24 protein-coding genes and 3 pseudogenes are annotated in these 25,122 nt (G+C 39.4%); 14 read left to right on the forward strand and 13 right to left on the reverse strand.

Translation table 11 applies throughout. The annotated features are described in order from the left end of the window. Positions 1–62 precede the first annotated feature (62 nt). Positions 63–986, forward strand: a complete 924-nt coding sequence (locus E3U36_RS01015; protein WP_180816040.1) for an IS5 family transposase — start codon at positions 63–65, stop codon at positions 984–986. Positions 987–2,071: 1,085 nt separating this feature from the next. Here the strand turns inward: E3U36_RS01015 and E3U36_RS01020 are convergent. From E3U36_RS01020 to E3U36_RS01045, 7 genes and pseudogenes are all read right to left on the reverse strand, one after another. After that, positions 2,072–2,461: a salicylate esterase gene (locus E3U36_RS01020; RefSeq protein ID WP_180816807.1), complete on the reverse strand. Its 390-nt coding sequence runs from the start codon at positions 2,459–2,461 to the stop codon at positions 2,072–2,074. 346 nt (positions 2,462–2,807) lie between these two features. Beyond that, positions 2,808–2,969: a hypothetical protein gene (locus E3U36_RS01025; RefSeq protein WP_180816808.1), complete on the reverse strand. Its 162-nt coding sequence runs from the start codon at positions 2,967–2,969 to the stop codon at positions 2,808–2,810. 201 nt (positions 2,970–3,170) lie between these two features. Beyond that, on the reverse strand, positions 3,171–4,094 hold the full coding sequence (locus E3U36_RS01030; protein ID WP_180816809.1) for an IS5 family transposase: 924 nt from the start codon (positions 4,092–4,094) through the stop codon (positions 3,171–3,173). Between the two features lie 197 nt (positions 4,095–4,291). Then, positions 4,292–6,361 (reverse strand): glycine--tRNA ligase subunit beta, encoded by a 2,070-nt coding sequence (gene glyS, locus E3U36_RS01035; RefSeq protein ID WP_180817483.1) that lies wholly within the window; start codon positions 6,359–6,361, stop codon positions 4,292–4,294. Positions 6,362–6,370: 9 nt separating this feature from the next. Then, positions 6,371–7,282, reverse strand: coding sequence for a glycine--tRNA ligase subunit alpha (gene glyQ / locus E3U36_RS01040; protein ID WP_180816810.1), 912 nt, complete (start codon positions 7,280–7,282; stop codon positions 6,371–6,373). 277 nt (positions 7,283–7,559) lie between these two features. Beyond that, complete coding sequence (locus E3U36_RS13120; protein WP_369412947.1) at positions 7,560–7,718, reverse strand: M10 family metallopeptidase C-terminal domain-containing protein; 159 nt, start codon at positions 7,716–7,718, stop codon at positions 7,560–7,562. A 756-nt stretch (positions 7,719–8,474) separates the two neighbouring features. After that, positions 8,475–9,398: pseudogene (locus tag E3U36_RS01045) on the reverse strand (IS5 family transposase). Here E3U36_RS01045 and E3U36_RS01050 point away from each other — a divergent pair. The 10 genes and pseudogenes from E3U36_RS01050 (at position 9,392) to trpS (ending at position 17,371) form a co-directional block, all read left to right on the forward strand. After that, a complete protein-coding gene (locus E3U36_RS01050) occupies positions 9,392–9,688 on the forward strand; it encodes a hypothetical protein (RefSeq protein ID WP_180816811.1) in 297 nt (98 codons plus the stop codon). The pseudogene E3U36_RS01045 and the gene E3U36_RS01050 sit on opposite strands and share 7 nt — an antisense overlap. Beyond that, positions 9,688–10,143 carry a secretin N-terminal domain-containing protein gene (locus tag E3U36_RS12410; protein ID WP_238337482.1) on the forward strand — a complete coding sequence of 152 codons (456 nt, stop codon included), beginning with the start codon at positions 9,688–9,690 and terminating at the stop codon, positions 10,141–10,143. The genes E3U36_RS01050 and E3U36_RS12410 overlap by 1 nt, the downstream gene beginning before the upstream one ends. 152 nt (positions 10,144–10,295) lie before the next feature. Next, positions 10,296–10,729: pseudogene (locus tag E3U36_RS12415) on the forward strand (secretin GspD/PilQ domain-containing protein). A 621-nt stretch (positions 10,730–11,350) separates the two neighbouring features. Then, positions 11,351–11,872 carry a shikimate kinase AroK gene (gene aroK / locus E3U36_RS01060; protein WP_180816812.1) on the forward strand — a complete coding sequence of 174 codons (522 nt, stop codon included), beginning with the start codon at positions 11,351–11,353 and terminating at the stop codon, positions 11,870–11,872. A 55-nt stretch (positions 11,873–11,927) separates the two neighbouring features. Further along, positions 11,928–13,022: a 3-dehydroquinate synthase gene (gene aroB, locus E3U36_RS01065; protein ID WP_180816813.1), complete on the forward strand. Its 1,095-nt coding sequence runs from the start codon at positions 11,928–11,930 to the stop codon at positions 13,020–13,022. A 128-nt stretch (positions 13,023–13,150) separates the two neighbouring features. After that, on the forward strand, positions 13,151–14,023 hold the full coding sequence (locus E3U36_RS01070) for an SPOR domain-containing protein (RefSeq protein WP_180816814.1): 873 nt from the start codon (positions 13,151–13,153) through the stop codon (positions 14,021–14,023). A gap of 79 nt (positions 14,024–14,102) precedes the next feature. Further along, positions 14,103–14,963, forward strand: coding sequence for an adenine-specific DNA-methyltransferase (gene dam, locus E3U36_RS01075; RefSeq protein WP_180816815.1), 861 nt, complete (start codon positions 14,103–14,105; stop codon positions 14,961–14,963). Continuing rightward, positions 14,963–15,634, forward strand: a complete 672-nt coding sequence (gene rpe / locus E3U36_RS01080; protein ID WP_180816816.1) for a ribulose-phosphate 3-epimerase — start codon at positions 14,963–14,965, stop codon at positions 15,632–15,634. Before dam ends, rpe begins: the two co-directional genes overlap by 1 nt. Further along, a complete protein-coding gene (locus tag E3U36_RS01085; RefSeq protein ID WP_180816817.1) occupies positions 15,634–16,326 on the forward strand; it encodes a phosphoglycolate phosphatase in 693 nt (230 codons plus the stop codon). The genes rpe and E3U36_RS01085 overlap by 1 nt, the downstream gene beginning before the upstream one ends. A 1-nt stretch (position 16,327) precedes the next feature. Continuing rightward, the gene (gene trpS, locus E3U36_RS01090; protein WP_180816818.1) at positions 16,328–17,371 is read left to right on the forward strand and encodes a tryptophan--tRNA ligase; all 1,044 of its coding nucleotides are present in this window, start codon (positions 16,328–16,330) and stop codon (positions 17,369–17,371) included. A 178-nt stretch (positions 17,372–17,549) separates the two neighbouring features. Here trpS and E3U36_RS01095 read toward each other — a convergent pair whose 3' ends face one another. After that, on the reverse strand, positions 17,550–18,473 hold the full coding sequence (locus tag E3U36_RS01095) for an IS5 family transposase (RefSeq protein WP_180816819.1): 924 nt from the start codon (positions 18,471–18,473) through the stop codon (positions 17,550–17,552). Here E3U36_RS01095 and E3U36_RS01100 point away from each other — a divergent pair. After that, positions 18,467–18,619, forward strand: coding sequence for a hypothetical protein (locus E3U36_RS01100; protein WP_180816820.1), 153 nt, complete (start codon positions 18,467–18,469; stop codon positions 18,617–18,619). The two genes, E3U36_RS01095 and E3U36_RS01100, sit on opposite strands and share 7 nt — an antisense overlap. A gap of 118 nt (positions 18,620–18,737) precedes the next feature. Here E3U36_RS01100 and sodA read toward each other — a convergent pair whose 3' ends face one another. After that, a complete protein-coding gene (sodA, locus tag E3U36_RS01105) occupies positions 18,738–19,370 on the reverse strand; it encodes a superoxide dismutase [Mn] (RefSeq protein WP_180817484.1) in 633 nt (210 codons plus the stop codon). Positions 19,371–19,759: 389 nt separating this feature from the next. Here sodA and E3U36_RS01110 point away from each other — a divergent pair, with 389 nt between their 5' ends. Then, entirely contained in the window at positions 19,760–20,614 is an 855-nt protein-coding gene (locus tag E3U36_RS01110; RefSeq protein WP_180816821.1) for an IS5 family transposase, read from the forward strand. Between the two features lie 142 nt (positions 20,615–20,756). Here the strand turns inward: E3U36_RS01110 and aroE are convergent, their stop codons facing one another. From aroE to E3U36_RS01130, 4 genes are all read right to left on the reverse strand, one after another. Further along, positions 20,757–21,620: a shikimate dehydrogenase gene (gene aroE, locus E3U36_RS01115; RefSeq protein ID WP_180816822.1), complete on the reverse strand. Its 864-nt coding sequence runs from the start codon at positions 21,618–21,620 to the stop codon at positions 20,757–20,759. A gap of 5 nt (positions 21,621–21,625) precedes the next feature. Next, complete coding sequence (gene tsaC / locus E3U36_RS01120) at positions 21,626–22,195, reverse strand: L-threonylcarbamoyladenylate synthase type 1 TsaC (protein ID WP_180816823.1); 570 nt, start codon at positions 22,193–22,195, stop codon at positions 21,626–21,628. A 24-nt stretch (positions 22,196–22,219) separates the two neighbouring features. Beyond that, entirely contained in the window at positions 22,220–22,762 is a 543-nt protein-coding gene (locus E3U36_RS01125) for a topoisomerase DNA-binding C4 zinc finger domain-containing protein (RefSeq protein ID WP_180817485.1), read from the reverse strand. Positions 22,763–22,887: 125 nt separating this feature from the next. Next, positions 22,888–23,811, reverse strand: coding sequence for an IS5 family transposase (locus E3U36_RS01130; RefSeq protein WP_180816824.1), 924 nt, complete (start codon positions 23,809–23,811; stop codon positions 22,888–22,890). A 95-nt stretch (positions 23,812–23,906) separates the two neighbouring features. Here E3U36_RS01130 and E3U36_RS01135 point away from each other — a divergent pair. Further along, a pseudogene (locus E3U36_RS01135) lies at positions 23,907–25,109 on the forward strand (L,D-transpeptidase family protein); the annotation flags it as partial. Positions 25,110–25,122 lie beyond the last annotated feature (13 nt).

The following is a 25,122-nucleotide window of genomic DNA, read 5'->3' on the forward strand; positions in this document are numbered from 1 at the left end:
AAATCGAACTTTTAGGTGATTGGCGGAGCTGATCGCTAAATTCGTTTCAACATCAGGTCCCCATGGCAAAGCAAAAGTTTAAAATTACCAACTGGCCCGCGTACAACAAGGCACTCAGACAACGCGGTTCCCTGACGGTCTGGCTTGATGAGTCGGCCATCGCTGGATGGACTGACAGTTCTTCGCCTGAAGGTCGTGGCCGGCCGCTTTACTACAGCGATATGGCTGTTACCACTGTCCTGATGATGAAGCGTGTGTTTAACCTGTCGCTCCGGGCATTACAGGGCTTCGTTGATTCGATTTTTAAACTCATGTCTTTGCCGCTGTGCTGTCCGGACTACTCGCTGGTCAGCAGACGAGCAAAGAGCGTAAACATCAGCATAAAAACGCCAACGCGTGGTGAAATCTCGCATCTGGTCATCGACAGTACCGGTCTGAAGGTCTTTGGCGAAGGTGAATGGAAAGTCAGGCAGCATGGGGCTGACAGACGAAGAGTGTGGCGCAAGCTTCATCTGGCAGCAGACAGTGTGACTCATGAGATTATCTGTGCCGACTTATCGCTCAGCGGAACGACAGATGCGCAGGCACTGCCGGGCCTGATTAACCAAACCCACCGGAAAATCAGGGAAGTGTCAGCAGACGGTGCTTATGACGCCTGTTACTGCCACGACGCGTTGCTAAGAAAGAAAATCAGGCCCCTTATCCCACCGCGAAGCGGAGCGAAATACTGGCCGGACAAGTACCATGAACGTAACCATGCGGTGGCGAATCAGCGTCTGAGCAGGAGTAATGATATGTGGAAAAAGAAAGTGGGTTATCACCGGCGTTCAGTGGCAGAAACAGCGATGTTCCGCATAAAAACTTTGCTGGGTGGCCATCTGAGGCTGCGTGACTATGAGGCTCAGGTAGGTGAAGCAATGGCGATGGTCAAAGCGCTGAACCGTATGACGTTGTTGGGTATGCCACACAGCGTCAGGATCGGATAACAGCTGTAGCAGAGGGAGCCATCCTGGCGGCTAATTCTGATTTATTCAACAAAGCCGGTCTAAGCATCAAACAGTATTATATACTTTTTGCCGTTAATTTGTATACCGTCCAGTCATGACTGGTTAAATTTATAGCAACTTATTAACTTCTACCGCATTAATAATCATTTGGTGTATTAAATAAAATACTGCAAACAACATATATAATTTTATTGCTGATTGCATAGTAGGATACAGCTAGCAGCAATTGAGTAAAATACGTTGGATTGTTTTGCTTATTAAAATAGGTGGTTAAAACTATCAGATTTGGCAGGGCGTTATTATAAAGCTTTTGCAGTCATAATTTTTCATTTAGCTATTAGTAGGGCGACGATGTTTTAGAAGTTAATTTATTGCTTTAGCGTAGTTTAATCATGAAATGAGGGTTTGGTTGGCTAAATGGTTAAATGAATAAATTGCTTATGCCGATTAGGTAAGTGGTCTGGTCCAGCAAATTACTGAAAAGGGCAGAAAATTATTTTCCATACCATTTTTCATTTGTTATTTATTGTTTGTCATTAGATCATAACAATTACATTTTTGTAATTTAGAGTATTAAGCTGTGATGGATATCATACTAATTAGTTTTCAGATCAATATTTAAGCAAATTTGTGTTATGTTTCGTTTCTCGCAGCAATTGACTGACTTTATATTTTAGATATTTGTTTTACATCATTATTTTTTCCTGTTTTTTTTGGCCAGCTAAGCTGGCTTTTTTTTACTTTCTGTCCTGCAATAGTGGTAATTCATTTATGGCAATGAAATAAAATAGACCATAAATTAAAACGACTAATCAGCTGGTTATTAACGACTCAGCAGGATAGTCTGAATCAAAATTATTGGTCATTCACTAGCAAGTGAATTTTTTGTCAATTTTATCCTAAATTTACCCCACGTAAATTTCAGGCACAAAAAACCAATCATAACTAATTGGTTTTCTAAGTAAAAATTGGTCGGCATGAGAGGATTTCAACCTCCGAATAAATTCTCTGTACAGGTTATATACCATGCTTGTTTAAAATAATTTTATTAAAATAAAAAGAAATTAAGGTCTACTAGCGTGTATTATACATTCAGTAAGTCTTTGAGGATTACTGAATAATACTTCATGGCTTCCTGGTAATTCAGTAAAACGATAAATATTCAGACGATTGCTAAATTTAGGGTGCCAGCCATATTCACCAACAGGAAGAGCATTATCTCTTGACGCATATATTATGCTACGAGGAATTGATAGTGATTCAAATGTTTTTAGCGGTACTTTATCGTAATGACTTGCAGCACAACATGGGGACCAAAAATTATCATAGACTTCCTTTGCTTTTTCTAATTCAACATCACCAATAAATAACTCTCTAAAAATCTCAAAAGGGAGCTTTATTTTATTATCAATGGCTATTTTTTCCCATATTTCGTGAAAAATAGGTGGGTACATATCATAAAGTGATTCTCCATCACGTAAAACAAATGCATTATGGAAGATCAAACTCTTTATACGAGATGATTCTATTTCTGCTAGCCGTTGTGCAATAGTTCCACCAAAATTGTGTCATAAGACAACTAAAATTTTGTTGGCGAAGATACTTTATTTAATTATTTTTTATAGATAAAAAAGCGGTTAACTAACAGTATTATCATCACGCCCTTGACAAGTGTGACAATAGATAACCGCTGGTTGCTACGACATAGAAAAGTAACTAACAAACAGCATCTTTATTTTTGTGCATTACTCCACACTGTTATTAGTGCCTGCTTTTAACCACATCAGGTGAAGTGGTTCTTTAGTTACCACCGCCAAATAAAAAAGATTTATCAATGACTGATAAAAAAGTTGTGACAGAAAGTGTTTCAGAGCAAAAGTAGATGCCTGCAATGGTTGTTAGGCCAACAGAACAAAATGAATTATCCACATCAAAAAATTCAGAGAGTGATAATACAAGCAAGGATTAATAGCGATGAAGCGAGAAGATATTATAGACAGAATTCTTTATAGTAATTTTCGGTTCAGCCGTTGTAATAGCATGTAATCTTTTCTTCTTTGCTGTATTGATAGCGGTTCTTTCCGCTATTCAGGTTCAGTGTCTAAATGGCTTTGTTGAATAAATCAGAATTAGCCGACAGGATGGCTCCCTCTGCTACAGCTGTTATCCGATCCTGACGCTGTGTGGCATACCCAACAACGTCATACGGTTCAGCGCTTTGACCATCGCCATTGCTTCACCTACCTGAGCCTCATAGTCACGCAGGCTCAGATGGCCACCCAGCAAAGTTTTTATGCGGAACATCGCTGTTTCTGCCACTGAACGCCGTTGATAACCCACTTTCTTTTTCCACATATCATTACTCCTGCTCAGACGCTGATTCGCCACCGCATGGTTACGTTCATGGTACTTGTCCGGCCAGTATTTCGCTCCGCTTCGCGGCGGGATAAGGGGCCTGATTTTCTTTCTTAGCAACGCATCGTGGCAGTAACAGGCGTCATAAGCACCGTCTGCTGACACTTCCCTGATTTTCCGGTGGGTTTGGTTAATCAGGCCCGGCAGTGCCTGCGCATCTGTCGTTCCGCTGAGCGATAAGTCGGCACAGATAATCTCATGAGTCACACTGTCTGCTGCCAGATGAAGCTTGCGCCACACTCTTCGTCTGTCAGCCCCATGCTGCCTGACTTTCCCTTCACCTTCGCCAAAGACCTTCAGACCGGTACTGTCGATGACCAGATGCGAGATTTCACCACGCGTTGGCGTTTTTATGCTGATGTTGACGCTCTTTGCTCGTCTGCTGACCAGCGAGTAGTCCGGACAGCACAGCGGCAAAGACATGAGTTTAAAAATCGAATCAACGAAGCCCTGTAATGCCCGGAGCGACAGGTTAAACACACGCTTCATCATCAGGACAGTGGTAACAGCCATATCGCTGTAGTAAAGCGGCCGGCCACGACCTTCAGGCGAAGAACTGTCAGTCCATCCAGCGATGGCCGACTCATCAAGCCAGACCGTCAGGGAACCGCGTTGTCTGAGTGCCTTGTTGTACGCGGGCCAGTTGGTAATTTTAAACTTTTGCTTTGCCATGGGGACCTGATGTTGAAACGAATTTAGCGATCAGCTCCGCCAATCACCTAAAAGTTCGATTTATTCAACAAAGCCTGGTTATTGGTGATTACCTACAATAACAGGTCCCAATATAGGTAAGAACAGAAATAAAAATAGTTAATTATAAATAAAATCCCTTGAAGATTCATCCAAGGGATTTTTAATCGCTGAATAGATTATTGCAATAAAGAGATATCAGCTACCTGTAAAAATAAATCACGCAACTGACTTAGCAAGGTCAGACGATTGATCCTGACTATTTGATCGCTATCCATCACCATTACATTATCAAAGAAAGCATCGATAACCTCACGCAGTGAAGCCAATTCAGTTAATGCGCTTTGATATTGTCCGTCAGCCAATAATGGTGCCAGTTTATCTTGTAAAACAACCATATGAGCCGCTAAGGTGACCTCTTCAGGCGCTTTTAACACTGTGGCGGCAACATTGTCATTCAATTTTTCATCTGACTTATTCAGAATATTGGCAACCCGTTTATTAGCCGCCGCCAGTGCTTCTGCCGCTGGCAAAGTCCGAAAATGGGTAACAGCTTTCACACGAGCATCAAAATCTGCCGGTTTAGTTGGCCGACGAGCTAAAACAGCCTGGATAGTATCAATGCGGTAACCTTGCTCTTGATACCAGGCACGAAAACGCCCCAGCATAAACTCAACAACATCATCGACAACATTTTTATTGGTTAGCTTATTAGCATACAACTGGGCCGTCTGCTGTGTTAATGCTAATAAATCCAGATCGAAACCCTTTTCAATAATAATACGTAACACACCAAGGGCCGCACGACGTAAGGCAAAGGGATCTTTATCGCCCTTAGGCGGTTGGCCAATACCAAAAATACCTACCAGAGTGTCCATTTTATCGGCCAGCGCCAACGCAACCGCGATATGATTAGAAGGTAACAGATCACCAGCAAAACGGGGTTGATACTGCTCCTTGATTGCCACCGCCACATCTTCCGCTTCACCATCCCGACGGGCGTAATACATCCCCATAACACCTTGTGTGTCGGTAAATTCGAACACCATATTGGTCATCAAATCACATTTGGATAACAGACCGGCACGAGTAGCATGATTGACATCGGCACCAATTTTAGCTGCGATCCAACCGGCTAACACTTCTAAACGATCGGTTTTATCACGCAATGTACCAAGCTGTTTTTGGAATAAAACTGTTTCCAGTCGGGGTAAATATTCTTCTAAACGCTTTTTACAATCGGTTTTAAAGAAAAATTCAGCATCTGCCAAACGTGGACGGATCACCTTTTCATTACCAGCAATGATTTGCTGTGGCTCAGAAGATTCAATATTGGCAACAAAAATAAAATTAGCCATCAAATTACCAATCTGATCATAAACTGGGAAGTATTTTTGATCGCCTTTCATGGTATGAACTAACGCTTCCGCTGGTACAGACAAAAATTTCTGCTCAAATTTTGCGGTTAATACCACCGACCACTCAACCAATGATGTTACTTCTTCGAGTAAACTATCGGACAATTCAACAGTACCGCCTAATTGCTGTGCTACCTTATTCGCCTCATGCTTGATTAAGGACTTACGCTCTTCATAATCAGCAATAACTTTACCACGTTCACGTAAGATCGCAGGGTATTGTTCCGCTGAATCAATAGTCAGTTCAGCTTCTCCCATAAATCGATGGCCACGGATCACGCGATCGCTCGGAATACCCAATACTTCACCTTCGAGCAGCTGATCACCCAATAACATGATTAAGGTATGAACAGGCCGGACAAATTGTGTTGCCTTGTCTCCCCAGCGCATCAGCTTTGGGATCGGTAACTGATTCAATGCATTCGCTACCATATCAACAAGCAACTCTTTTGCGGCACAGCCTTTACTGGTCGCACGATAAAATAACCACTCCCCCTTATCGGTGACCAAACGTTCTGCCTGCTCAACGGTGATGCCACAGCCACGAGCCCAACCTTCAGCGGCCTTCGTCGCTTTACCTGTCGCATCAAAAGCCTGACTAATTGCCGGGCCGCGCTTCTCAACTTCACGATCAGCTTGATGTGCGGCCAAATCGGTGATTTTTAGTGCTAAACGACGGGGAGAGGCATACCAAAGCACTTCACCATACTGCAGTTCAGCTTGTTCTAATTGATGTTTAAAATTTGCCGCAAATGATCCAGCTAATGAACGAAGAGCCTTCGGCGGTAACTCTTCTGTGCCGATTTCCACCAGGAAAGTCTGTTGCATAATGACAGCCTCTTAATTTTTATTTTTACAGATTGGAAAACCTAATGCTTCACGAGCAGCATAATAAGCTGCTGCAACCCCTTTGGTTAAGGTACGAATACGTAAAATATAACGTTGCCGCTCAGTGACTGAAATAGCTTTACGTGCATCCAATAAATTAAACGTATGGGCAGCTTTTAAAATTCGTTCATAAGCAGGTAAAGGCAGTGGCGTTTCTAGTGACAATAAATATTGTGCTTCTTTTTCATATTCTTCAAAACATTTGAAAAGAAAATCAACATTAGCATACTCAAAATTATAAGCCGACTGCTCAACTTCATTTTGATGATAAATATCACCATAGGTTGTTTTGCCTAACGGGCCATCAGACCAGACTAGCTCATACACACTGTCAACCGCTTGAATATACATAGCCAAACGCTCAAGGCCGTAGGTGATCTCGCCGGTAACCGGTTTACACTCCAAGCCTCCGACTTGCTGAAAATAGGTAAACTGGGTGACTTCCATCCCATTTAGCCAAACCTCCCAACCAAGTCCCCAGGCTCCCAAAGTTGGGTTTTCCCAGTTATCTTCAACAAAACGGATATCATGAACAGTGGGATCTACCCCTAATGCTTTTAATGAACCAAGATATAACTCTTGAATATTATCCGGTGAAGGCTTAATAATGACTTGAAATTGATAATAGTGCTGAAGACGATTAGGATTTTTACCATAACGTCCATCAGTTGGCCGACGAGATGGTTGCACATAAGCAGCAGCGATTGGCTCCGGGCCTAGTGCCCGCAAGCAAGTCATCGGATGGGACGTCCCTGCACCAACTTCCATATCCAATGGTTGAACAATGGTGCAGCCTTGACGCTCCCAGTAATCCTGTAATGTTAGGATCAATCCCTGAAAGGTTTTGGTATCAAACTTTTGCATGTTAGATTCGCGCGATAGATAGCTTGTGATTTAAAAAAGTGATTCAGTATACCCTTTGGCGAACAGATATGCAGCACTGATTACACATTGATGTTGTTTTACATGAAAACAGCCTGATAAATCTTTAGTAATTTTAAGTTAGCGGATTGATTAGCCTCATCACTAGTTAATCACTAACATTGAAAATTAATTCAACGGTTATCAGCAAAAAAGATATTTTCAATTTGACTTACTGCAATACTTTTTCTGCCATATTCATATGACCGCGCAAGGTTATTTATAAAATAAAATCATGGGCCGTTACAATGTTAGCTGCAACTTTAATGACAAAATCTGGCTTTAAATCATCATCAGCATTGATACTGATATAATGAAAATGGTCTCTATTGTTATAAGATATAACGGTTTCGCCAGGAACACCGTTAAACTCGACCACAAAATGGATAAACTATTTCAACATTTTTAAACTGTAAACAAAGGTTATTATTCGCTATTGTAGAATATAATATCTGTTGACTTACTTCATAGGATCATAAAATTGTTTAGCATTTCTTATATCCTCATTCCCGCTTTTATTGGAATCAAGCAGAGCCATTTCCTTATTGATAATATTGTGAAGTTTTTTTAGTTAGATAATTTTTAATCATGAAAAACTCTAATATATATCAACAAAATAATGTAATAAGATTGATATTAATATAAGAAACACTGTTTTTAAGTAAAAAATTAATTTTATCAGTTGGTTAATTTGCAAATCACATCCACATCACAGATTTACAACTTTTAATACTTACTGCATGGAATAATAAAAACCGCCAATATAGCCAATTATTATACTCAGACTCAGTCGTTAATTATTTAGTATTTCCTGGCATCGAAAGGAGCCAAAAAGTTAATTTTTATTTGGTTTTATTGCTTAATAAATTCATAATATGTCTTATTGTTATTAATACTCAATGATGGCTCGTTCAGCTTAACTAACTCATTTTTCAAAAAATACTCACTTTCAAATACTATCATAATAAGATATGATATTTACTCATTTATTTTCTATTAAAATAATTAAAATAACTTTTTGATATAACAAATTTTTGCTCATTAGCGTCGAATAAAATATTGCAGTACAACGATTCAATGGCTTTGTTGAATAAATCAGAATTAGCCGCCAGGATGGCTCCCTCTGCTACACCTGTTATCCGATCCTGACGCTGTGTGGCATACCCAACAACGTCATACGGTTCAGCGCTTTGACCATCGCCATTGCTTCACCTACCTGAGCCTCATAGTCACGCAGCCTCAGATGGCCACCCAGCAAAGTTTTTATGCGGAACATCGCTGTTTCTGCCACTGAACGCCGGTGATAACCCACTTTCTTTTTCCACATATCATTACTCCTGCTCAGACGCTGATTCGCCACCGCATGGTTACGTTCATGGTACTTGTCCGGCCAGTATTTCGCTCCGCTTCGCGGCGGGATAAGGGGCCTGATTTTCTTTCTTAGCAACGCGTCGTGGCAGTAACAGGCGTCATAAGCACCGTCTGCTAACACTTCCCTGATTTTCCGGTGGTTTTGGTTAATCAGGCCCGGCAGTGCCTGCGCATCTGTCGTTCCGCTGAGCGATAAGTCGGCACAGATAATCTCATGAGTCACACTGTCTGCTGCCAGATGAAGCTTGCGCCACACTCTTCGTCTGTCAGCCCCATGCTGCCTGACTTTCCTTTCACCTTCGCCAAAGACCTTCAGACCGGTACTGTCGATGACCAGATGCGAGATTTCACCACGCGTTGGCGTTTTTATGCTGATGTTGACGCTCTTTGCTCGTCTGCTGACCAGCGAGTAGTCCGGACAGCACAGCGGCTAAGACATGAGTTTAAAAATCGAATCAACGAAGCCCTGTAATGCCCGGAGCGACAGGTTAAACACACGCTTCATCATCAGGACAGTGGTAACAGCCATATCGCTGTAGTAAAGCGGCCGGCCACGACCTTCAGGCGAAGAACTGTCAGTCCATCCAGCGATGGCCGACTCATCAAGCCATACCGTCAGGGAACCGCGTTGTCTGAGTGCCTTGTTGTACGCGGGCCAGTTGGTAATTTTAAACTTTTGCTTTGCCATGGGAACCTGATGTTGAAACGAATTTAGCGATCAGATCCGCCAATCACCTAAAAGTTCGATTTATTCAACAAAGCCATGAAAAACTTATCTACTGGCAACAACAAAATCAAAATAATCGCGTAGATTACTATTTCACAATTTTAGCAAGCTACTATCAATTAATAGCTTTTATCGAAAACTTACAAAAAACACATCCAATACTACTTATTCATCAGCTAAAAATAACACCCAAAAAAAATAATTTACATTGCGAATGCATTCTTTCATCCATGACAAAAAGCCTAACATAATGAATTTACTTACTTTAATATCAATTGTCTTATTAATAACATTATTTAGCGTTAATGTTATAGCCGCCAGAGAGCCATTTACACCGCCAAAAACAGAGGAAATCATTGAAAACAATGTTACCCCCACAATATCGATAGCTGAAGAAAAGAGTGATATACATTATCTAAGTTATCCCCTGCAATATGTCGAAGCGGAATTACTAGCATCTCAACTTTCACAAAATAATCCGCCTTTACTCTCAAAAAAAGGAAAAGTTTTTTCCGATAAACAGACCAATAACTTAATTTTTGAGGATACACAGAGACATATTGAGCGTCTTCAATCGTGGCTAAAAAAATTGATATACCTCAACAACAAGTCCAAATCACAGCCTATATTATCAATACAAGTCGAGAAGCTTTGTATGAGCTGGGTATCTGTTGGGAACTTAGTACAGATAAAATCAATCAAGTAGGGATCAATCGACTTAATATTCATCAACCAGCACCGTCTTCAATTCCACATATCGCATTTAATATTGCTAAAATTAAAAGTCACTTATTGTCACTGGAATTAAGTGCTTTAGAACAAGAAAATCAGCTATCTATCATTGCCAGCCCCAGATTAATGGCCTCTCATAATCAATCTGCCAGCATTAAACAAAGCACAGAAATCCCTTATGTCATTCAAAGTAATAAAAAAAGCCAGATAAAATTTAAAGAAGCAATTTTAGGAATGGAAGTTACTCCTACTATTTTACGAGGAGGTAAAGTTCGCCTATCGCTAAAAATCAGTCAAAATAGTCCCAATACCACTCTGCTAGCAAATGCTTACCAACATATTGCAATTAATAAACAAGAAATATCAACCCAAGTTACTATTAATCATGGAGAAACACTTATTTTAGGTGGGATTTTTCAGCAGAAAAAAACAGTCAACAGCAAAAAACCCCCTACCTGGCAGACATTCCTTTTTTTGGTCATTTATTCACCAAAAATGGAAAACAAACTTACCATAGAGAATTAATCATATTTATAACACCACAATTAATTAATATTTAACAAAATATAGTAACTAATAATTATTTTTTATAATATAACTTCATCCTAAGCAGCACCCAAGAGAGCAAAAATCATCCGATTATTGTGAATAGTGGATTATAAATTTGAAGATAAGAAAGATTTAGCTTACAAGGTTAGCTATTTAGCGAAATAAATATTATTGCGCACACACTCGATAATAAAACCTTTATATGTACGATTAGAGTTGCATTTTTAGCTAATCTATTGCGATAATTTTTATATCCAATTTAATATCATTCATAATTGGCAGCAAATAATACATTTTCCGTATAGATATCGACGTGGTTTTCAAATTGATTGATGTTAAACTTAGTGCGCAAACAAACTTAAAGACGAATACTTGAGCTTCGTAATACTGTATATTACGTATTACGAGACATTCGGGATTTTAAACCTGTGAAGAAATACTGCTATCAGTTATGTTCCAAAAACAGGCCCTTCCGATATAATTCAGAAAAAACTGAATGTATTTGGGATTTTTTTGCTTTTATATGCAAGAAAAGATGTCAATACTCATGAGGTTTCAATTATAGGTCCCGTTGCTAATTTGATTGGCGGGGCGGGTTATCATTAACGAATAATCTTAGTAATACCAAAAACATGGCAGAGAAACGCAATATCTTTCTGGTTGGGCCTATGGGCGCCGGAAAAAGTACTATTGGTCGCCAGCTAGCGCAGCAACTTAGTATGGAGTTTTTTGATTCTGATCAAGAAATTGAACGACGTACTGGTGCTGATGTGAGTTGGGTATTTGATTTGGAAGGCGAAGAAGGTTTTCGGGAACGTGAAGAAAAAATTATCAATGAGCTTACAGAAAAACAAGGCATTGTTCTAGCAACAGGGGGGGGAGCGGTAAAATCAAAAGAAACACGCAACCGTCTTTCTGCTCGCGGGTTAGTCGTTTATCTTGAAACTACGATTGAAAAACAAATGGCACGAACTCAACGAGATAAAAAAAGACCTTTATTGCAAGTAGATCAGCCTGCTCGTGAAGTTTTAGAAAAACTCGCTCATGAACGTAATCCACTTTATGAAGAAATCGCAGACATTACTATTCATACCGACGATCAAAGTGCAAAAGTAGTTGCTAACCAAATCATTGGATTATTAGAAAATAATTAATTTCAATAAATCAATATGAATGACTGATTGACCATGCCATAAAGGTAAAATCAATATGGAAAAATTGACAGTTACACTCGGTGAACGGAGTTACCCTATTAGTATCGCTTTTGGTTTACTTAACTCGCCTGATGCTTTTTTGCCGCTTAAAAGTGGCGAATACGCAATGATTGTAACGAACAAAACGCTACATTCCATTTATTCTGCAAGAGTAAAATCTACTCTTCCAAAAATGGGCGTCAAAGTTGATGAGATCATTCTACCTGACGGAGAACAGTACAAATCATTAGCTACTCTTGATACTGTCTTCACTGCTTTATTGGAAAAAAATCATCCTCGAAGCACCACTCTTATTGGCCTTGGGGGCGGTGTTATTGGTGACTTGACAGGATTTGCTGCCGCCTGCTACAAAAGAGGCGTTCGTTTTATCCAAGCACCAACCTCGCTTTTATCTCAAATTGACTCATCTGTTGGAGGAAAAACAGCAGTCAATCATCCATTAGGTAAAAACATGATTGGTGCTTTCTATCAGCCAATATCAGTTATTATTGATTTAGATAGTCTAAAAACATTACCAGTACGTCAGTTTTCTTCAGGCTTAGCTGAAATTATTAAATATGGCATTATTCTAGATTATGATTTTTTTTGTTGGTTAGAAAAAAACATTAATAAACTATTTGAATTAGATGAAAAAACAATAAGTTATTGCATACGACATTGTTGTGAATTAAAAGCAAAAATCATTGCTATAGATGAAAAAGAAACCAATGGACAACGTGCATTATTGAACTTAGGACATACCTTTGGTCATGCCATTGAAACTGAATTAAACTATAGTTGTTGGCTACACGGTGAGGCAGTTGCTGCAGGTATCGTGATGGCTGCAAAAACCGCAGAGTTAATTGGCCAATTTGATAATAATGATACTCAACGCATTTTAAACTTACTGAGGCAAGCAAATCTCCCTATTAAGGGACCAGCAAAAATGGCTGCTGAAGCCTATTTACCTCACATGATGAGAGATAAAAAAGTAGTTAATAATCAACTCAATCTGGTGCTACCCAAATCTATTGGCAACGCAGAATTATATACTAATATAAGCCATGAGATTGTTTTAAAAGCAATTAAACAATGCCTACATACAGATTAAACCGTGATTGAGATAGCAAGATAATAGCCATAGTGACACTATAATAAATATCCGTATTTTAGAATCAAATTGTACAAAAAATCATCTTTATCCATGATATGAGGTCATTCACCTTAAAGGGAGGGGAAATGGACGAGTTTAAACCAGAAAGAGATCCTCAAGATCAGAGTAACTTCCGGCCAGACACTTCAGACAGGCCTGTATTACGTTCACGTCAACAAGGATCTAAACACCATCTAGCTTCTCGGCAACATGTCATGATTGGTATCGCTGTTTTGGTTCTATTATTACTCATTATCGCGATTAGCTCAGCACTTAAAGCGCCAACAGATCATGAGAAACAAAATACCTCTACAACAATAAATGAACGTAACATTGATATTTCTAAATCAACATCACTATCAAATGAGTCCCCTTTATCCCAAGAACAAAACCAACCACAAAACGTAACCATGCCTTCAATTAGTGATACACCGACTGAAAGTTCCTTACCTCCAGCCAACCAAGGGCAAGGTAAACGTATTGAAATCCCTGGTGACGTTGTTGATGCTTTACGCCAGGGACAATCATTACCTAATGCAAAGCAACAACTCGTTGAAAATCCAACATCAACGACATCATCAACAAAACTTCCCGCTACTACACCACCTAAAATCGTTGAACCAATTAAAACTAATCCTGAAATAAAAACAAACCCTATAGTTAGAACACATACAAATCAAAGTGGAGATTTATTATCGGCTCCAGCGAGTAATTACACACTACAATTAAGTAGTGCGAGCCGTTCTAACTCACTAGAAGCATTTGCTAAAAACAATCGCTTAACTAATTATAAAATCTATAAGACCATACGCAATGAACAACCATGGTATGTTCTTATCCAAGGTAATTACCGCTCAGTCAGTGAAGCAAAAAAAGCAATTTCAACTTTGCCCGCTTCTGTTCAGGAAAAAAAACCCTGGGTTAGAAAATTTCAGCAAGTTAAGCAAGATCAAAAATAAAGAATCATTAGGCGCAAATATGCTGTCCTAAACAGAGATATATCAAAAACTCTGGAACATTTAGATAAAATATGGCGGCATGAAGAAAAAACGCGCTTTTTTAAAATGGGCTGGCGGTAAATATCTTCTGGTAGAAGAAATTAAAAAATATCTACCAAAAGGTGATTGTCTGGTAGAGCCATTTGTCGGGTCAGGTTCAGTATTTTTGAATACCAACTATAATACTTACATCCTAGCTGACATTAATAATGATCTTATCAATTTATATAATACTGTAAAATATCATACTGATACATTTGTGCAGCATTCACGTCAGCTTTTTAACAACGAGTTTAATACGCATGAGCAATACTACCGTTTACGTACTGAATTCAACTTATGTAATAATCCTAGACGTCGTAGTGAACTATTTTTATATCTTAATCGTCATTGCTACAATGGTCTTTGTCGTTACAACTCAAAAGGGGAATTTAACGTTCCATTTGGGCGCTATAAAAAACCTTATTTTCCTGCAGATGAACTCTATTGGTTTGCAGAAAAAGCACAAAAAGCTATTTTTGTCTGCCAAACCTATCAAGAAACATTACTATCAGTAAACAAAAGTGCTGTTGTTTACTGTGATCCACCCTATACACCTCTTTCTGATACAGCTAATTTTACCGCATATCATACAAATAGTTTTGGCAACAAAGAACAATACAATCTGGCTCAAATTGCTTATCACTTATCATCAACTCGCGGAATACCCGTATTAATATCAAATCATGATACACCAGCGACTAGAGAATGGTATCATCACGCCAAGCTAAATGTTGTTAAAGTACGTAGAACAATTAGTCGTAATAGCCTTGCTCGTAGAAAAGTCGATGAACTTTTGGCATTTTATAATCCAACTTATAAAAAAAACGCAAAAGGTAAAAAAACAAATCGGAGACAATAATGAAAGATTTTCTGATTGCCCCCTCTATTTTATCCGCAAATTTTGCATGTTTAGGTGAAGATACTGGTAAAGTCATTAAAGCTGGAGCTGATATTATCCATTTTGACGTAATGGATAACCATTATGTTCCAAATTTAACTTTTGGCCCAATGGTATGTAAAGCATTGCGAGATTATGGTATTAAGGCACCCATTGATGTGCATTTGATGGTAAAACCAGTAGATCGACTGATTCCTGACTTTGCTAAAGCTGGTGCAACCTATATTACCTTTCACGCTGAAGCAAGTGAGCATATTGATCGCACATTACAATTCATTACAGATAACGGTTGTAAAGCTGGTTTAGCTTTTAATCCTGCTACACCATTACACTATTTAGATTACGTGATAGATAAATTGGATATGATCCTAATCATGTCGGTACATCCTGGTTTTGGTGAACAATCTTTTATTCCACAAACCTTAAATAAATTGCGTCAAGTTCGTAAAATGATCGATGAAAACGGTTATAATATTCGCCTAGAAGTTGATGGCGGGATCAATGTTAATAATATTATTAATGTTGCAAATGCAGGTGCTGACACCTTTGTAGCAGGTTCTGCAATTTTTAATCAACCAGATTATAAAACTGTCATTGATGCTATGCGTAAAAAGTTAGCTGAGGCAATTTAATGGCATTTAAAAAATTAACCAAGATTAAAGTTATTGCATTTGATTTGGATGGTACATTAGTCGACAGTGCAGGCGGATTAGCTGATGCTTTAATCATTCAGCAATTACCCGCTGCGAGCAAAGAACTTGTTTCCACCTGGGTTGGTAATGGCGTCGATATTATGATAGAACGCGCATTAACTTGGGCAAATGTTAAAATCACACCAGAAATCAAAAATAATACTCGCCAATTATTTGATAAAATTTATGCAACTACAGTAATAACTGGTAGTCAGCTTTTTCCTGGAGTAAAAGAAACATTAGCAGAAATAGCCAAACAACCTTTACTAATGGCAATCGTCACCAATAAACCTACGCCATTTATTGACCCTTTATTAAAAAAATTAACCATTGATTGTTATTTTTCTTTAATATTAGGGGGCGATGACGTAAAAGAGAAAAAACCCCATCCGGCTCCACTGTATCTTACAGTGGGAAAATTTGGCCTACATAAAGATCAATTATTATTTGTCGGTGATTCTCATAATGATATCTTAGCCGCTAAAGCTGCAGATTGTCCTTGTGTGGGTTTAACTTACGGATATAACTATGGTGAATCTATCGCATTAAGTAAACCAGATTATGTATTAGATAACTTTGCCGATCTACTTCCTGCGTTAGGACTACCACCTTTGACAACTCTGGGATCATAACATGAATACACCCCCTATAAATTCAACTAATACCGACAAAAAGCCTATTGTATTCAGTGGGGCTCAACCGTCTGGGGAATTAACCATCGGCAACTATATTGGCGCATTACGCCAATGGGTTCACATGCAAGATAATTATGACTGTATTTATTGTATTGTTGATCAACATGCCATTACAGTTCGTCAAGACCCCAAAGAATTAAGAAAACGTACGCTTGATACATTAGCCTTATACCTAGCTTGTGGTATTGATACTAAAAAAAGTATTATTTTTGTTCAATCCCATGTTCCGCAACATACTCAACTTAGTTGGGCGCTTAACTGTTATACCTATTTTGGTGAATTAAGCCGCATGACACAATTTAAAGACAAATCAACCCGTCATGCTGAAAATATTAATGCTGGATTATTTGATTATCCAGTATTAATGGCTGCCGATATTTTACTTTACCAGACAAACCAAGTCCCGGTTGGTATTGATCAAAAACAACATTTAGAATTAAGCCGCGATATTGCTCAACGTTTTAATTCGCTCTATGGTGAAATATTTACTGTACCCGATCCCTTTATTCCTGAAAAAGGAGCGCGGGTTATGTCTCTACAAGAACCACAAAAAAAGATGTCAAAATCAGATGATAACCGCAATAATGTAATAACTTTATTAGAAAACCCTAAATCAGCGGCTAAAAAAATAAAACGTGCCCTTACTGATTCTGACGAGCCACCGCAAATTTATTATGAGACAGAAAACAAACCGGGTATTTCTAATCTGATAGATATCCTTTCTGGTGTAACAGGCACATCTACCTATGATATAGAAAAACAATTTACCGGAAAAATGTATGGCGATCTTAAAAACACCGTTGCTGAAGCTGTTTCAGATATGCTAATAAATATTCAAAGCCGTTTTGATGAATTTCGTAATAACGAAAAACTATTGAATGACATTATGTCTGAAGGTGCTAGCAAAGCAGAGGCTAGCGCTCAAGTAACCCTTAGTAAAGTTTATGACGCGATAGGTTTTATTAGTCCTATAAAAAAATAATGCTCTTCTCCCTCCTAAAACTCGAGGGAGATTGACATTAAGAATAAATTTAAAAATTAATAAAAATAAATAGTTAAAACAAATATCAATCTTTATTTTATTAATATATTTATTTAATGATAGGCTTTGTTGAATAAATCAGAATTAGCCGACAGGATGGCTCCCTCTGCTACACCTGTTATCCGATCCTGACGCTGTGTGGCATACCCAACAACGTCATACGGTTCAGCGCTTTGACCATCGCCATTGCTTCACCTACCTGAGCCTCATAGTCACGCAGCCTCAGATGGCCACCCAGCAAAGTTTTTATGCGGAACATCGCTGTTTCTGCCACTGAACGCCGGTGATAACCCACTTTCTTTTTCCACATATCATTACTCCTGCTCAGACGCTGATTCGCCACCGCATGGTTACGTTCATGGTACTTGTCCGGCCAGTATTTCGCTCCGCTTCGCGGCGGGATAAGGGGCCTGATTTTCTTTCTTAGCAACGCGTCGTGGCAGTAACAGGCGTCATAAGCACCGTCTGCTGACACTTCCCTGATTTTCCGGTGGGTTTGGTTAATAAGGCCCGGCAGTGCCTGCGCATCTGTCGTTCCGCTGAGCGATAAGTCGGCACAGATAATCTCATGAGTCACACTGTCTGCTGCCAGATGAAGCTTGCGCCACACTCTTCGTCTGTCAGCCCCATGCTGCCTGACTTTCCTTTCACCTTCGCCAAAGACCTTCAGACCGGTACTGTCGATGACCAGATGCGAGATTTCACCACGCGTTGGCGTTTTTATGCTGATGTTGACGCTCTTTGCTCGTCTGCTGACCAGCGAGTAGTCCGGACAGCACAGCGGCAAAGACATGAGTTTAAAAATCGAATCAACGAAGCCCTGTAATGCCCGGAGCGACAGGTTAAACACACGCTTCATCATCAGGACAGTGGTAACAGCCATATCGCTGTAGTAAAGCGGCCGGCCACGACCTTCAGGCGAAGAACAGTCAGTCCATCCAGCGATGGCCGACTCATCAAGCCAGACCGTCAGGGAACCGCGTTGTCTGAGTGCCTTGTTGTACGCGGGCCAGTTGGTAATTTTAAACTTTTGCTTTGACATGGGGACCTGATGTTGAAACGAATTTAGCGATCAGCTCCGCCAATCACCTAAAAGTTCGATTTATTCAACAAAGCCTTAATGATATAGATAACAAAATACCATTTAGCGAAACAAACAGTTTCTTTTATTTGTTTATATATAATTAATTAGAGTTAAAATTGTTTTCATTACTATAATTTTAATTGGTCATTAAAAAATATTAGTAGGCCAGTAAATAATCTGGCACCACTAACATTGATAATAAACAAACAGATAAAGTCAATGCTAGTTTACTTTTCCTGCAAAACGTTTTGCCGCTTCATCCCAATTAACAACTGACCAAAAGGCTTTAATATATTCAGGGCGACGATTTTCATATTTAAGATAATAAGCATGTTCCCAAACATCAAGCCCTAAAATAGGATCACCGGAAACACCAGAAATAGATTCCCCCATTAATGGGTTATCTTGATTAGCTGTCGAAACAACCGCCAGCTTTCCATCCGATTTCAATACTAACCACGCCCAGCCGGAACCAAAACGAGTGGCTGCTGCTTTTTCAAAGATTTCTTTAAAATTCTCAACGCTAGCAAAATCACGTTCAATCGCAGATTTCAACTCACCCTTTAGTTCAGTACCTGTTTTCAAACCGTTCCAAAACATACTATGATTGGCATGCCCACCTGCATTATTGCGTAAAAAAGTACGCTTATCGGCAGGCACCTTATCTAAATTTTGAATTAAATCATCTATATCAAGTTTAGCAAGCTCAGGAAAATCTTTTAACGCATCATTAGTATTATTGACATATGTTTGGTGATGTTTGGTATGATGGATCTTCATTGTCCTTTCATCGAAATGTGGATCTAGTGCCCCATATTCATAAGGCAGGGAAGGTAATGTATAGCTCATCCGCATTAACTCCTGTTTACTTAAATATAAAATAAATGTTTCAATCAATCCTTATTTTACAAGGATTACCATAATAATGAAAACAATTATAAACAATATGTTTTTTAAGGTTTTTATTTCTCTATAAAAAAATCAACATATTAGCTCATTAGATTAAAATAAAATTTTTTCATAAAAACCATCAATTAAAACAATTCAAATAGAATAATTAATAAATAACAAATCGAAAATAAAACACCATCATTTACGTGATCACTTACACAAAAAAAACAAATTCTTTTTCATAGGTTTAGTTAACTGATCTTTGACATATGATTAACGGCTTTGTTGAATAAATCGAACTTTTAGGTGATTGGCGGAGCTGATCGCTAAATTCGTTTCAACATCAGGTCCCCATGGCAAAGCAAAAGTTTAAAATTACCAACTGGCCCGCGTACAACAAGGCACTCAGACAACGCGGTTCCCTGACGGTCTGGCTTGATGAGTCGGCCATCGCTGGATGGACTGACAGTTCTTCGCCTGAAGGTCGTGGCCGGCCGCTTTACTACAGCGATATGGCTGTTACCACTGTCCTGATGATGAAGCGTGTGTTTAACCTGTCGCTCCGGGCATTACAGGGCTTCGTTGATTCGATTTTTAAACTCATGTCTTTGCCGCTGTGCTGTCCGGACTACTCGCTGGTCAGCAGACGAGCAAAGAGCGTCAACATCAGCATAAAAACGCCAACGCGTGGTGAAATCTCGCATCTGGTCATCGACAGTACCGGTCTGAAGGTCTTTGGCGAAGGTGAATGGAAAGTCAGGCAGCATGGGGCTGACAGACGAAGAGTGTGGCGCAAGCTTCATCTGGCAGCAGACAGTGTGACTCATGAGATTATCTGTGCCGACTTATCGCTCAGCGGAACGACAGATGCGCAGGCACTGCCGGGCCTGATTAACCAAACCCACCGGAAAATCAGGCCCCTTATCCCGCCGCAAAGCGGAGCGAAATACTGGCCGGACAAGTACCATGAACGTAACCATGCGGTGGCGAATCAGCGTCTGAGCAGGAGTAATGATATGTGGAAAAAGAAAGTGGGTTATCACCGGCGTTCAGTGGCAGAAACAGCGATGTTCCGCATAAAAACTTTGCTGGGTGGCCATCTGAGGCTGCGTGACTATGAGGCTCAGGTAGGTGAAGAAATGGCGATGGTCAAAGCGCTGAACCGTATGACGTTGTTGGGTATGCCACACAGCGTCAGGATCGGATAACAGGTGTAGCAGAGGGAGCCATCCTGTCGGCTAATTCTGATTTATTCAACAAAGCCAAGGCTTAGTTCAGTCCGCAACTAATTATGACAATTGGAAAAATAATTACTTATAAGTGTATTATTAAAGATTCTATCCTTAATTATTACCTGATATCGTTATTATTTTTTCCGTATAATATACCAACATAATTTATGTCAGCATTTTCTTTTAATCGCTGTAATACAGATGAAATATCAGGTAATTTACCGTGCCATAGCTTAAAAGCAAAAGCCGCCTGACCGACTAACATACCAATACCATCAGCATATTTTAATACTCCGTGGGTTTTCGCTAATGTTAAAAATGGTGTTTCATTTAATCGATAGAACATGTCATAACAAAAAACATTTTGCTTAAATATATTGGATGAAATAGCAGGAACATCCCCTGCAACACCTGAAGATGTTGCATTAATCACTAAATCATACTCAGCGAAATGAATAGACTCCAACATCAATGAATTAATATGCCCTATAGCAGAAAATTGTTTTGCTAGTTTATCTGCTTTGCTAAATGTTCGATTCGTAATCGTTATTCGACAGCCATAATTTAAAATAGGAGCTATAACACCACGTGCTGCACCACCAGCACCAATTACTAATATATGCATTGCCTTTTCAATAAAGCGCAAACGCTCAAGATCTAAAACTAAACCTATTCCATCTGTATTATCACCAAGTAGTCTATAATCATCTAACCTCTTGATAGTATTAATTGAACGACATATTCGAGCTTGTTCAGTTAATTCATCAACTTTATGGTAGGCTAATTCCTTGAAGGGTAAAGTAATATTTGCTCCCTTTCCTCCTCGACAAAAAAAATCATCTAATTTTTCTTCAAATTTATTTAAAGGAACTAGCACTTTTCCATAGTCATATTTAATACCAGTTTGCTCAGCAAATAATTTATGAATAAGTGGTGATTTACTATGTACTACTGGATTTCCAAATACCGCAAATTCTTCCATTTGCATTACCCTTTTCGATACAAGTGACCTGTCATTATATCTCGAATTTCAGATGGATTCTTACGTCCTCCAACAGAACCCTCTAAAACGGATACTTGGCCATTAAACTGAGCAATAACTTCTTCTTTTGTTCTGCATGGTGATAATCCATTTAAATTAGCACTAGTAGAAATCAATGGTTTGCCATATAAAAAACAAAGCTTTTTAATTAATTCAAAATTTGTAATACGAACCGCAAGTGAATCAAATTTTCCTGTTAACCATTTTGGTATGTCTTTTCTAGCGGGCACTACCCAAGTTATAGCCTCAGAACCTGTTGAAAGCATCATTTCTTTTTGTAAATTAGTTAATTTATTATCATCAATATAAGGTGTTAATTGTTTATAGTCTCCAGCTATTAAAATTAGTCCTTTTTTCCATGAACGCTGTTTTAATAATAATAACTTACGGACTGCTTTATCGTTATCAGGATCACATCCGAGGCCAAAAACAGCTTCTGTCGGATAGGCTATAATTTTACCTTCATTTAGCGCTAAAATAATATTCCGAAATGAAGGGGATATTTCATCAACCATACCAATTTATTCCATTTATTTTTATTACTGCTGTTTATTACATAATTTATTTGCACAAAATATTTTCATATTTTGTGAAATCTTTTTTTCTATTAATAATGGATACTGACAGAAAGAACATTTACCAGAAATTGGTTTAGCATTCAGCACAAATTGACATTTAGGATAACAATTACAACCATAAAATACTTTGCCAAAACGTGACGTTCTTTGCAGTAATTCACCACCTTGACACTGTGGACATCCAATTAATTTTTCATCAGGTTTATCAATTAACTCTGTATGTTCACATTTAGGATAATGACTGCAACCAATAAACATACCAAAACGTCCTTGCTTCAACACCACATTATGCCCACATTTGGGACAAAAATAATCCAGTAATTCTTTAATTATTTGGCTGTCTGCTGCTTGTTTTAATGGCCAAACATAATCACATTTAGGATAGTTAGAGCAAGCTACAAAAGGCCCATAGCCCCCATTTAGAATAATAAGTTCACTTTGACATTTAGGGCAATGCTCCTTATCTTCACCTGCCATTTTGCTAAAAAGGGTTGGCTTTTGCATTCTCATCTCACTTTAATTACTCAACTCTAATATATCCACCAGACACAAAGATAATTTTACTCATCAATAGGCTTTGTTGAATAAATCAGAATTAGCCGCCAGGATGGCTCCCTCTGCTACAGCTGTTATCCGATCCTGACGCTGTGTGGCATACCCAACAACGTCATACGGTTCAGCGCTTTGACCATCGCCATTGCTTCACCTACCTGAGCCTCATAGTCACGCAGCCTCAGATGGCCACCCAGCAAAGTTTTTATGCGGAACATCGCTGTTTCTGCCACTGAACGCCGGTGATAACCCACTTTCTTTTTCCACATATCATTACTCCTGCTCAGACGCTGATTCGCCACCGCATGGTTACGTTCATGGTACTTGTCCGGCCAGTATTTCGCTCCGCTTCGCGGCGGGATAAGGGGCCTGATTTTCTTTCTTAGCAACGCGTCGTGGCAGTAACAGGCGTCATAAGCACCGTCTGCTAACACTTCCCTGATTTTCCGGTGGGTTTGGTTAATCAGGCCCGGCAGTGCCTGCGCATCTGTCGTTCCGCTGAGCGATAAGTCGGCACAGATAATCTCATGAGTCACACTGTCTGCTGCCAGATGAAGCTTGCGCCACACTCTTCGTCTGTCAGCCCCATGCTGCCTGACTTTCCATTCACCTTCGCCAAAGACCTTCAGACCGGTACTGTCGATGACCAGATGCGAGATTTCACCACGCGTTGGCGTTTTTATGCTGATGTTGACGCTCTTTGCTCGTCTGCTGACCAGCGAGTAGTCCGGACAGCACAGCGGCAAAGACATGAGTTTAAAAATCGAATCAACGAAGCCCTGTAATGCCCGGAGCGACAGGTTAAACACACGCTTCATCATCAGGACAGTGGTAACAGCCATATCGCTGTAGTAAAGCGGCCGGCCACGACCTTCAGGCGAAGAACTGTCAGTCCATCCAGCGATGGCCGACTCATCAAGCCAGACCGTCAGGGAACCGCGTTGTCTGAGTGCCTTGTTGTACGCGGGCCAGTTGGTAATTTTAAACTTTTGCTTTGACATGGGGACCTGATGTTGAAACGAATTTAGCGATCAGCTCCGCCAATCACCTAAAAGTTCGATTTATTCAACAAAGCTAATTTAAGCAGCAGTTAGCAGAATTAGCGTTGGCCGGTTTTCAGCCTCAGTTTGGTAAATGGCTATCCCTATTAGTAAAAAATAAACAACACAATCAGATGGAACGAGATATTATTTTGTCAGATGCTATGTTGGGTTATTTATATTTTATATGTAATGTAAAATTTAATGGTAAAGATTGGTTATATCAAAAAACGCCTTATCAACTTCGTGAGCCGACTGTGGGTGCCGTTTCTCAGTGGCAAACTGCGGTTAATTCTAAGCAATTAGCCAGTTGGCTGAAAACATTAGCGCCACAACACGCCTCTTACTTACCGATGAGAACGAAGATGTTGGCTTATTTATCAGATCAACAAATATGGCCTAAAATAAATACGGCTAGTCTCTTAAAGCCAGGCCAAGCAAGCAATGATCTTGTTTCCTTAAGTGAAATTTTGACTCGCAATGGCTTGTTATCGCAGGATCCACTTACCGATCAAAATAGTCGTCGCTATGATGGATTATTAGGTGATGCGGTTAAACAATTTCAGCGAATGTATGGACTAGAACCGGATGGTATTATTGGTAACGCAACATTAAAATGGTTAAATACTTCACCTACCGATCGGGCTGGTTTATTGGCGATTAATATCCAACGCTTAAGAATTATTCCCAATGAAAGCGGTTCTGGTATGTTAGTTAATATTCCGTCTTATACATTACATTTTTACTCAAATAATCAATTAATTATAGATTCTAAAGTGATTGTTGGGCGTCCTGATCGTAAAACCCCGATAATGAGCAGTGAACTTAATAGTGTTGTGATTAATCCACCCTGGAATGTTCCTGTTAGCATGGTTCGTAAAGATATCTTGCCTCAAGCCAGAAGAGATCCTGGTTATTTTGCTCGCCGAGGCTTTACGGTTTTATCCGGTTGGGAGCGTGATGCCTATCCTATTGATCCTTATTCAATTAACTGGAATGCCATCTCGTCTTCATCCTTCCCCTATCGTGTACGCCAGGCACCATGGCCATCCAATGCTCTTGGCCGTTATAAATTTAACATGCCAAGCTCTGATGCAATTTACTTACATGATACCCCTAACCATAGTTTGTTTAATCGGCAAAATTGTTCAATTAGCTCCGGTTGTGTGCGAGTAAATAAGGCATCAGTGTTAGCATCAATTTTACTGGCGCTAACTAGTTGGGATCAACAGCGTATTGATGGTGCGCTTCAGCTAGGTGACACACGTTATA

The sequence above is a fragment of the Arsenophonus endosymbiont of Aphis craccivora genome (assembly GCF_013460135.1).
GTDB classification, from domain to species: Bacteria; Pseudomonadota; Gammaproteobacteria; order Enterobacterales; family Enterobacteriaceae; genus Arsenophonus; species Arsenophonus nilaparvatae.

Excerpts from the sequence above, each read along its gene's own strand:
- aroK (WP_180816812.1), top strand. The coding sequence starts at position 11,351 with ATGGCAGAGAAACGCAATATCTTTCTGGTTGGGCCTATGGGCGCCGGA.
- E3U36_RS12410 (WP_238337482.1), top strand. The coding sequence starts at position 9,688 with ATGAATTTACTTACTTTAATATCAATTGTCTTATTAATAACATTATTT.
- E3U36_RS01125 (WP_180817485.1), bottom strand. The coding sequence starts at position 22,762 with ATGCAAAAGCCAACCCTTTTTAGCAAAATGGCAGGTGAAGATAAGGAG.
- trpS (WP_180816818.1), top strand. The coding sequence starts at position 16,328 with ATGAATACACCCCCTATAAATTCAACTAATACCGACAAAAAGCCTATT.
- E3U36_RS01095 (WP_180816819.1), bottom strand. The coding sequence starts at position 18,473 with ATGTCAAAGCAAAAGTTTAAAATTACCAACTGGCCCGCGTACAACAAG.
- E3U36_RS01020 (WP_180816807.1), bottom strand. The coding sequence starts at position 2,461 with ATGTACCCACCTATTTTTCACGAAATATGGGAAAAAATAGCCATTGAT.
- E3U36_RS01130 (WP_180816824.1), bottom strand. The coding sequence starts at position 23,811 with ATGTCAAAGCAAAAGTTTAAAATTACCAACTGGCCCGCGTACAACAAG.
- aroB (WP_180816813.1), top strand. The coding sequence starts at position 11,928 with ATGGAAAAATTGACAGTTACACTCGGTGAACGGAGTTACCCTATTAGT.
- E3U36_RS01085 (WP_180816817.1), top strand. The coding sequence starts at position 15,634 with ATGGCATTTAAAAAATTAACCAAGATTAAAGTTATTGCATTTGATTTG.
- dam (WP_180816815.1), top strand. The coding sequence starts at position 14,103 with ATGAAGAAAAAACGCGCTTTTTTAAAATGGGCTGGCGGTAAATATCTT.
- E3U36_RS01030 (WP_180816809.1), bottom strand. The coding sequence starts at position 4,094 with ATGGCAAAGCAAAAGTTTAAAATTACCAACTGGCCCGCGTACAACAAG.
- E3U36_RS01070 (WP_180816814.1), top strand. The coding sequence starts at position 13,151 with ATGGACGAGTTTAAACCAGAAAGAGATCCTCAAGATCAGAGTAACTTC.
- E3U36_RS01110 (WP_180816821.1), top strand. The coding sequence starts at position 19,760 with ATGGCAAAGCAAAAGTTTAAAATTACCAACTGGCCCGCGTACAACAAG.
- E3U36_RS01015 (WP_180816040.1), top strand. The coding sequence starts at position 63 with ATGGCAAAGCAAAAGTTTAAAATTACCAACTGGCCCGCGTACAACAAG.
- sodA (WP_180817484.1), bottom strand. The coding sequence starts at position 19,370 with ATGCGGATGAGCTATACATTACCTTCCCTGCCTTATGAATATGGGGCA.
- tsaC (WP_180816823.1), bottom strand. The coding sequence starts at position 22,195 with ATGGTTGATGAAATATCCCCTTCATTTCGGAATATTATTTTAGCGCTA.
- aroE (WP_180816822.1), bottom strand. The coding sequence starts at position 21,620 with ATGGAAGAATTTGCGGTATTTGGAAATCCAGTAGTACATAGTAAATCA.
- glyQ (WP_180816810.1), bottom strand. The coding sequence starts at position 7,282 with ATGCAAAAGTTTGATACCAAAACCTTTCAGGGATTGATCCTAACATTA.
- rpe (WP_180816816.1), top strand. The coding sequence starts at position 14,963 with ATGAAAGATTTTCTGATTGCCCCCTCTATTTTATCCGCAAATTTTGCA.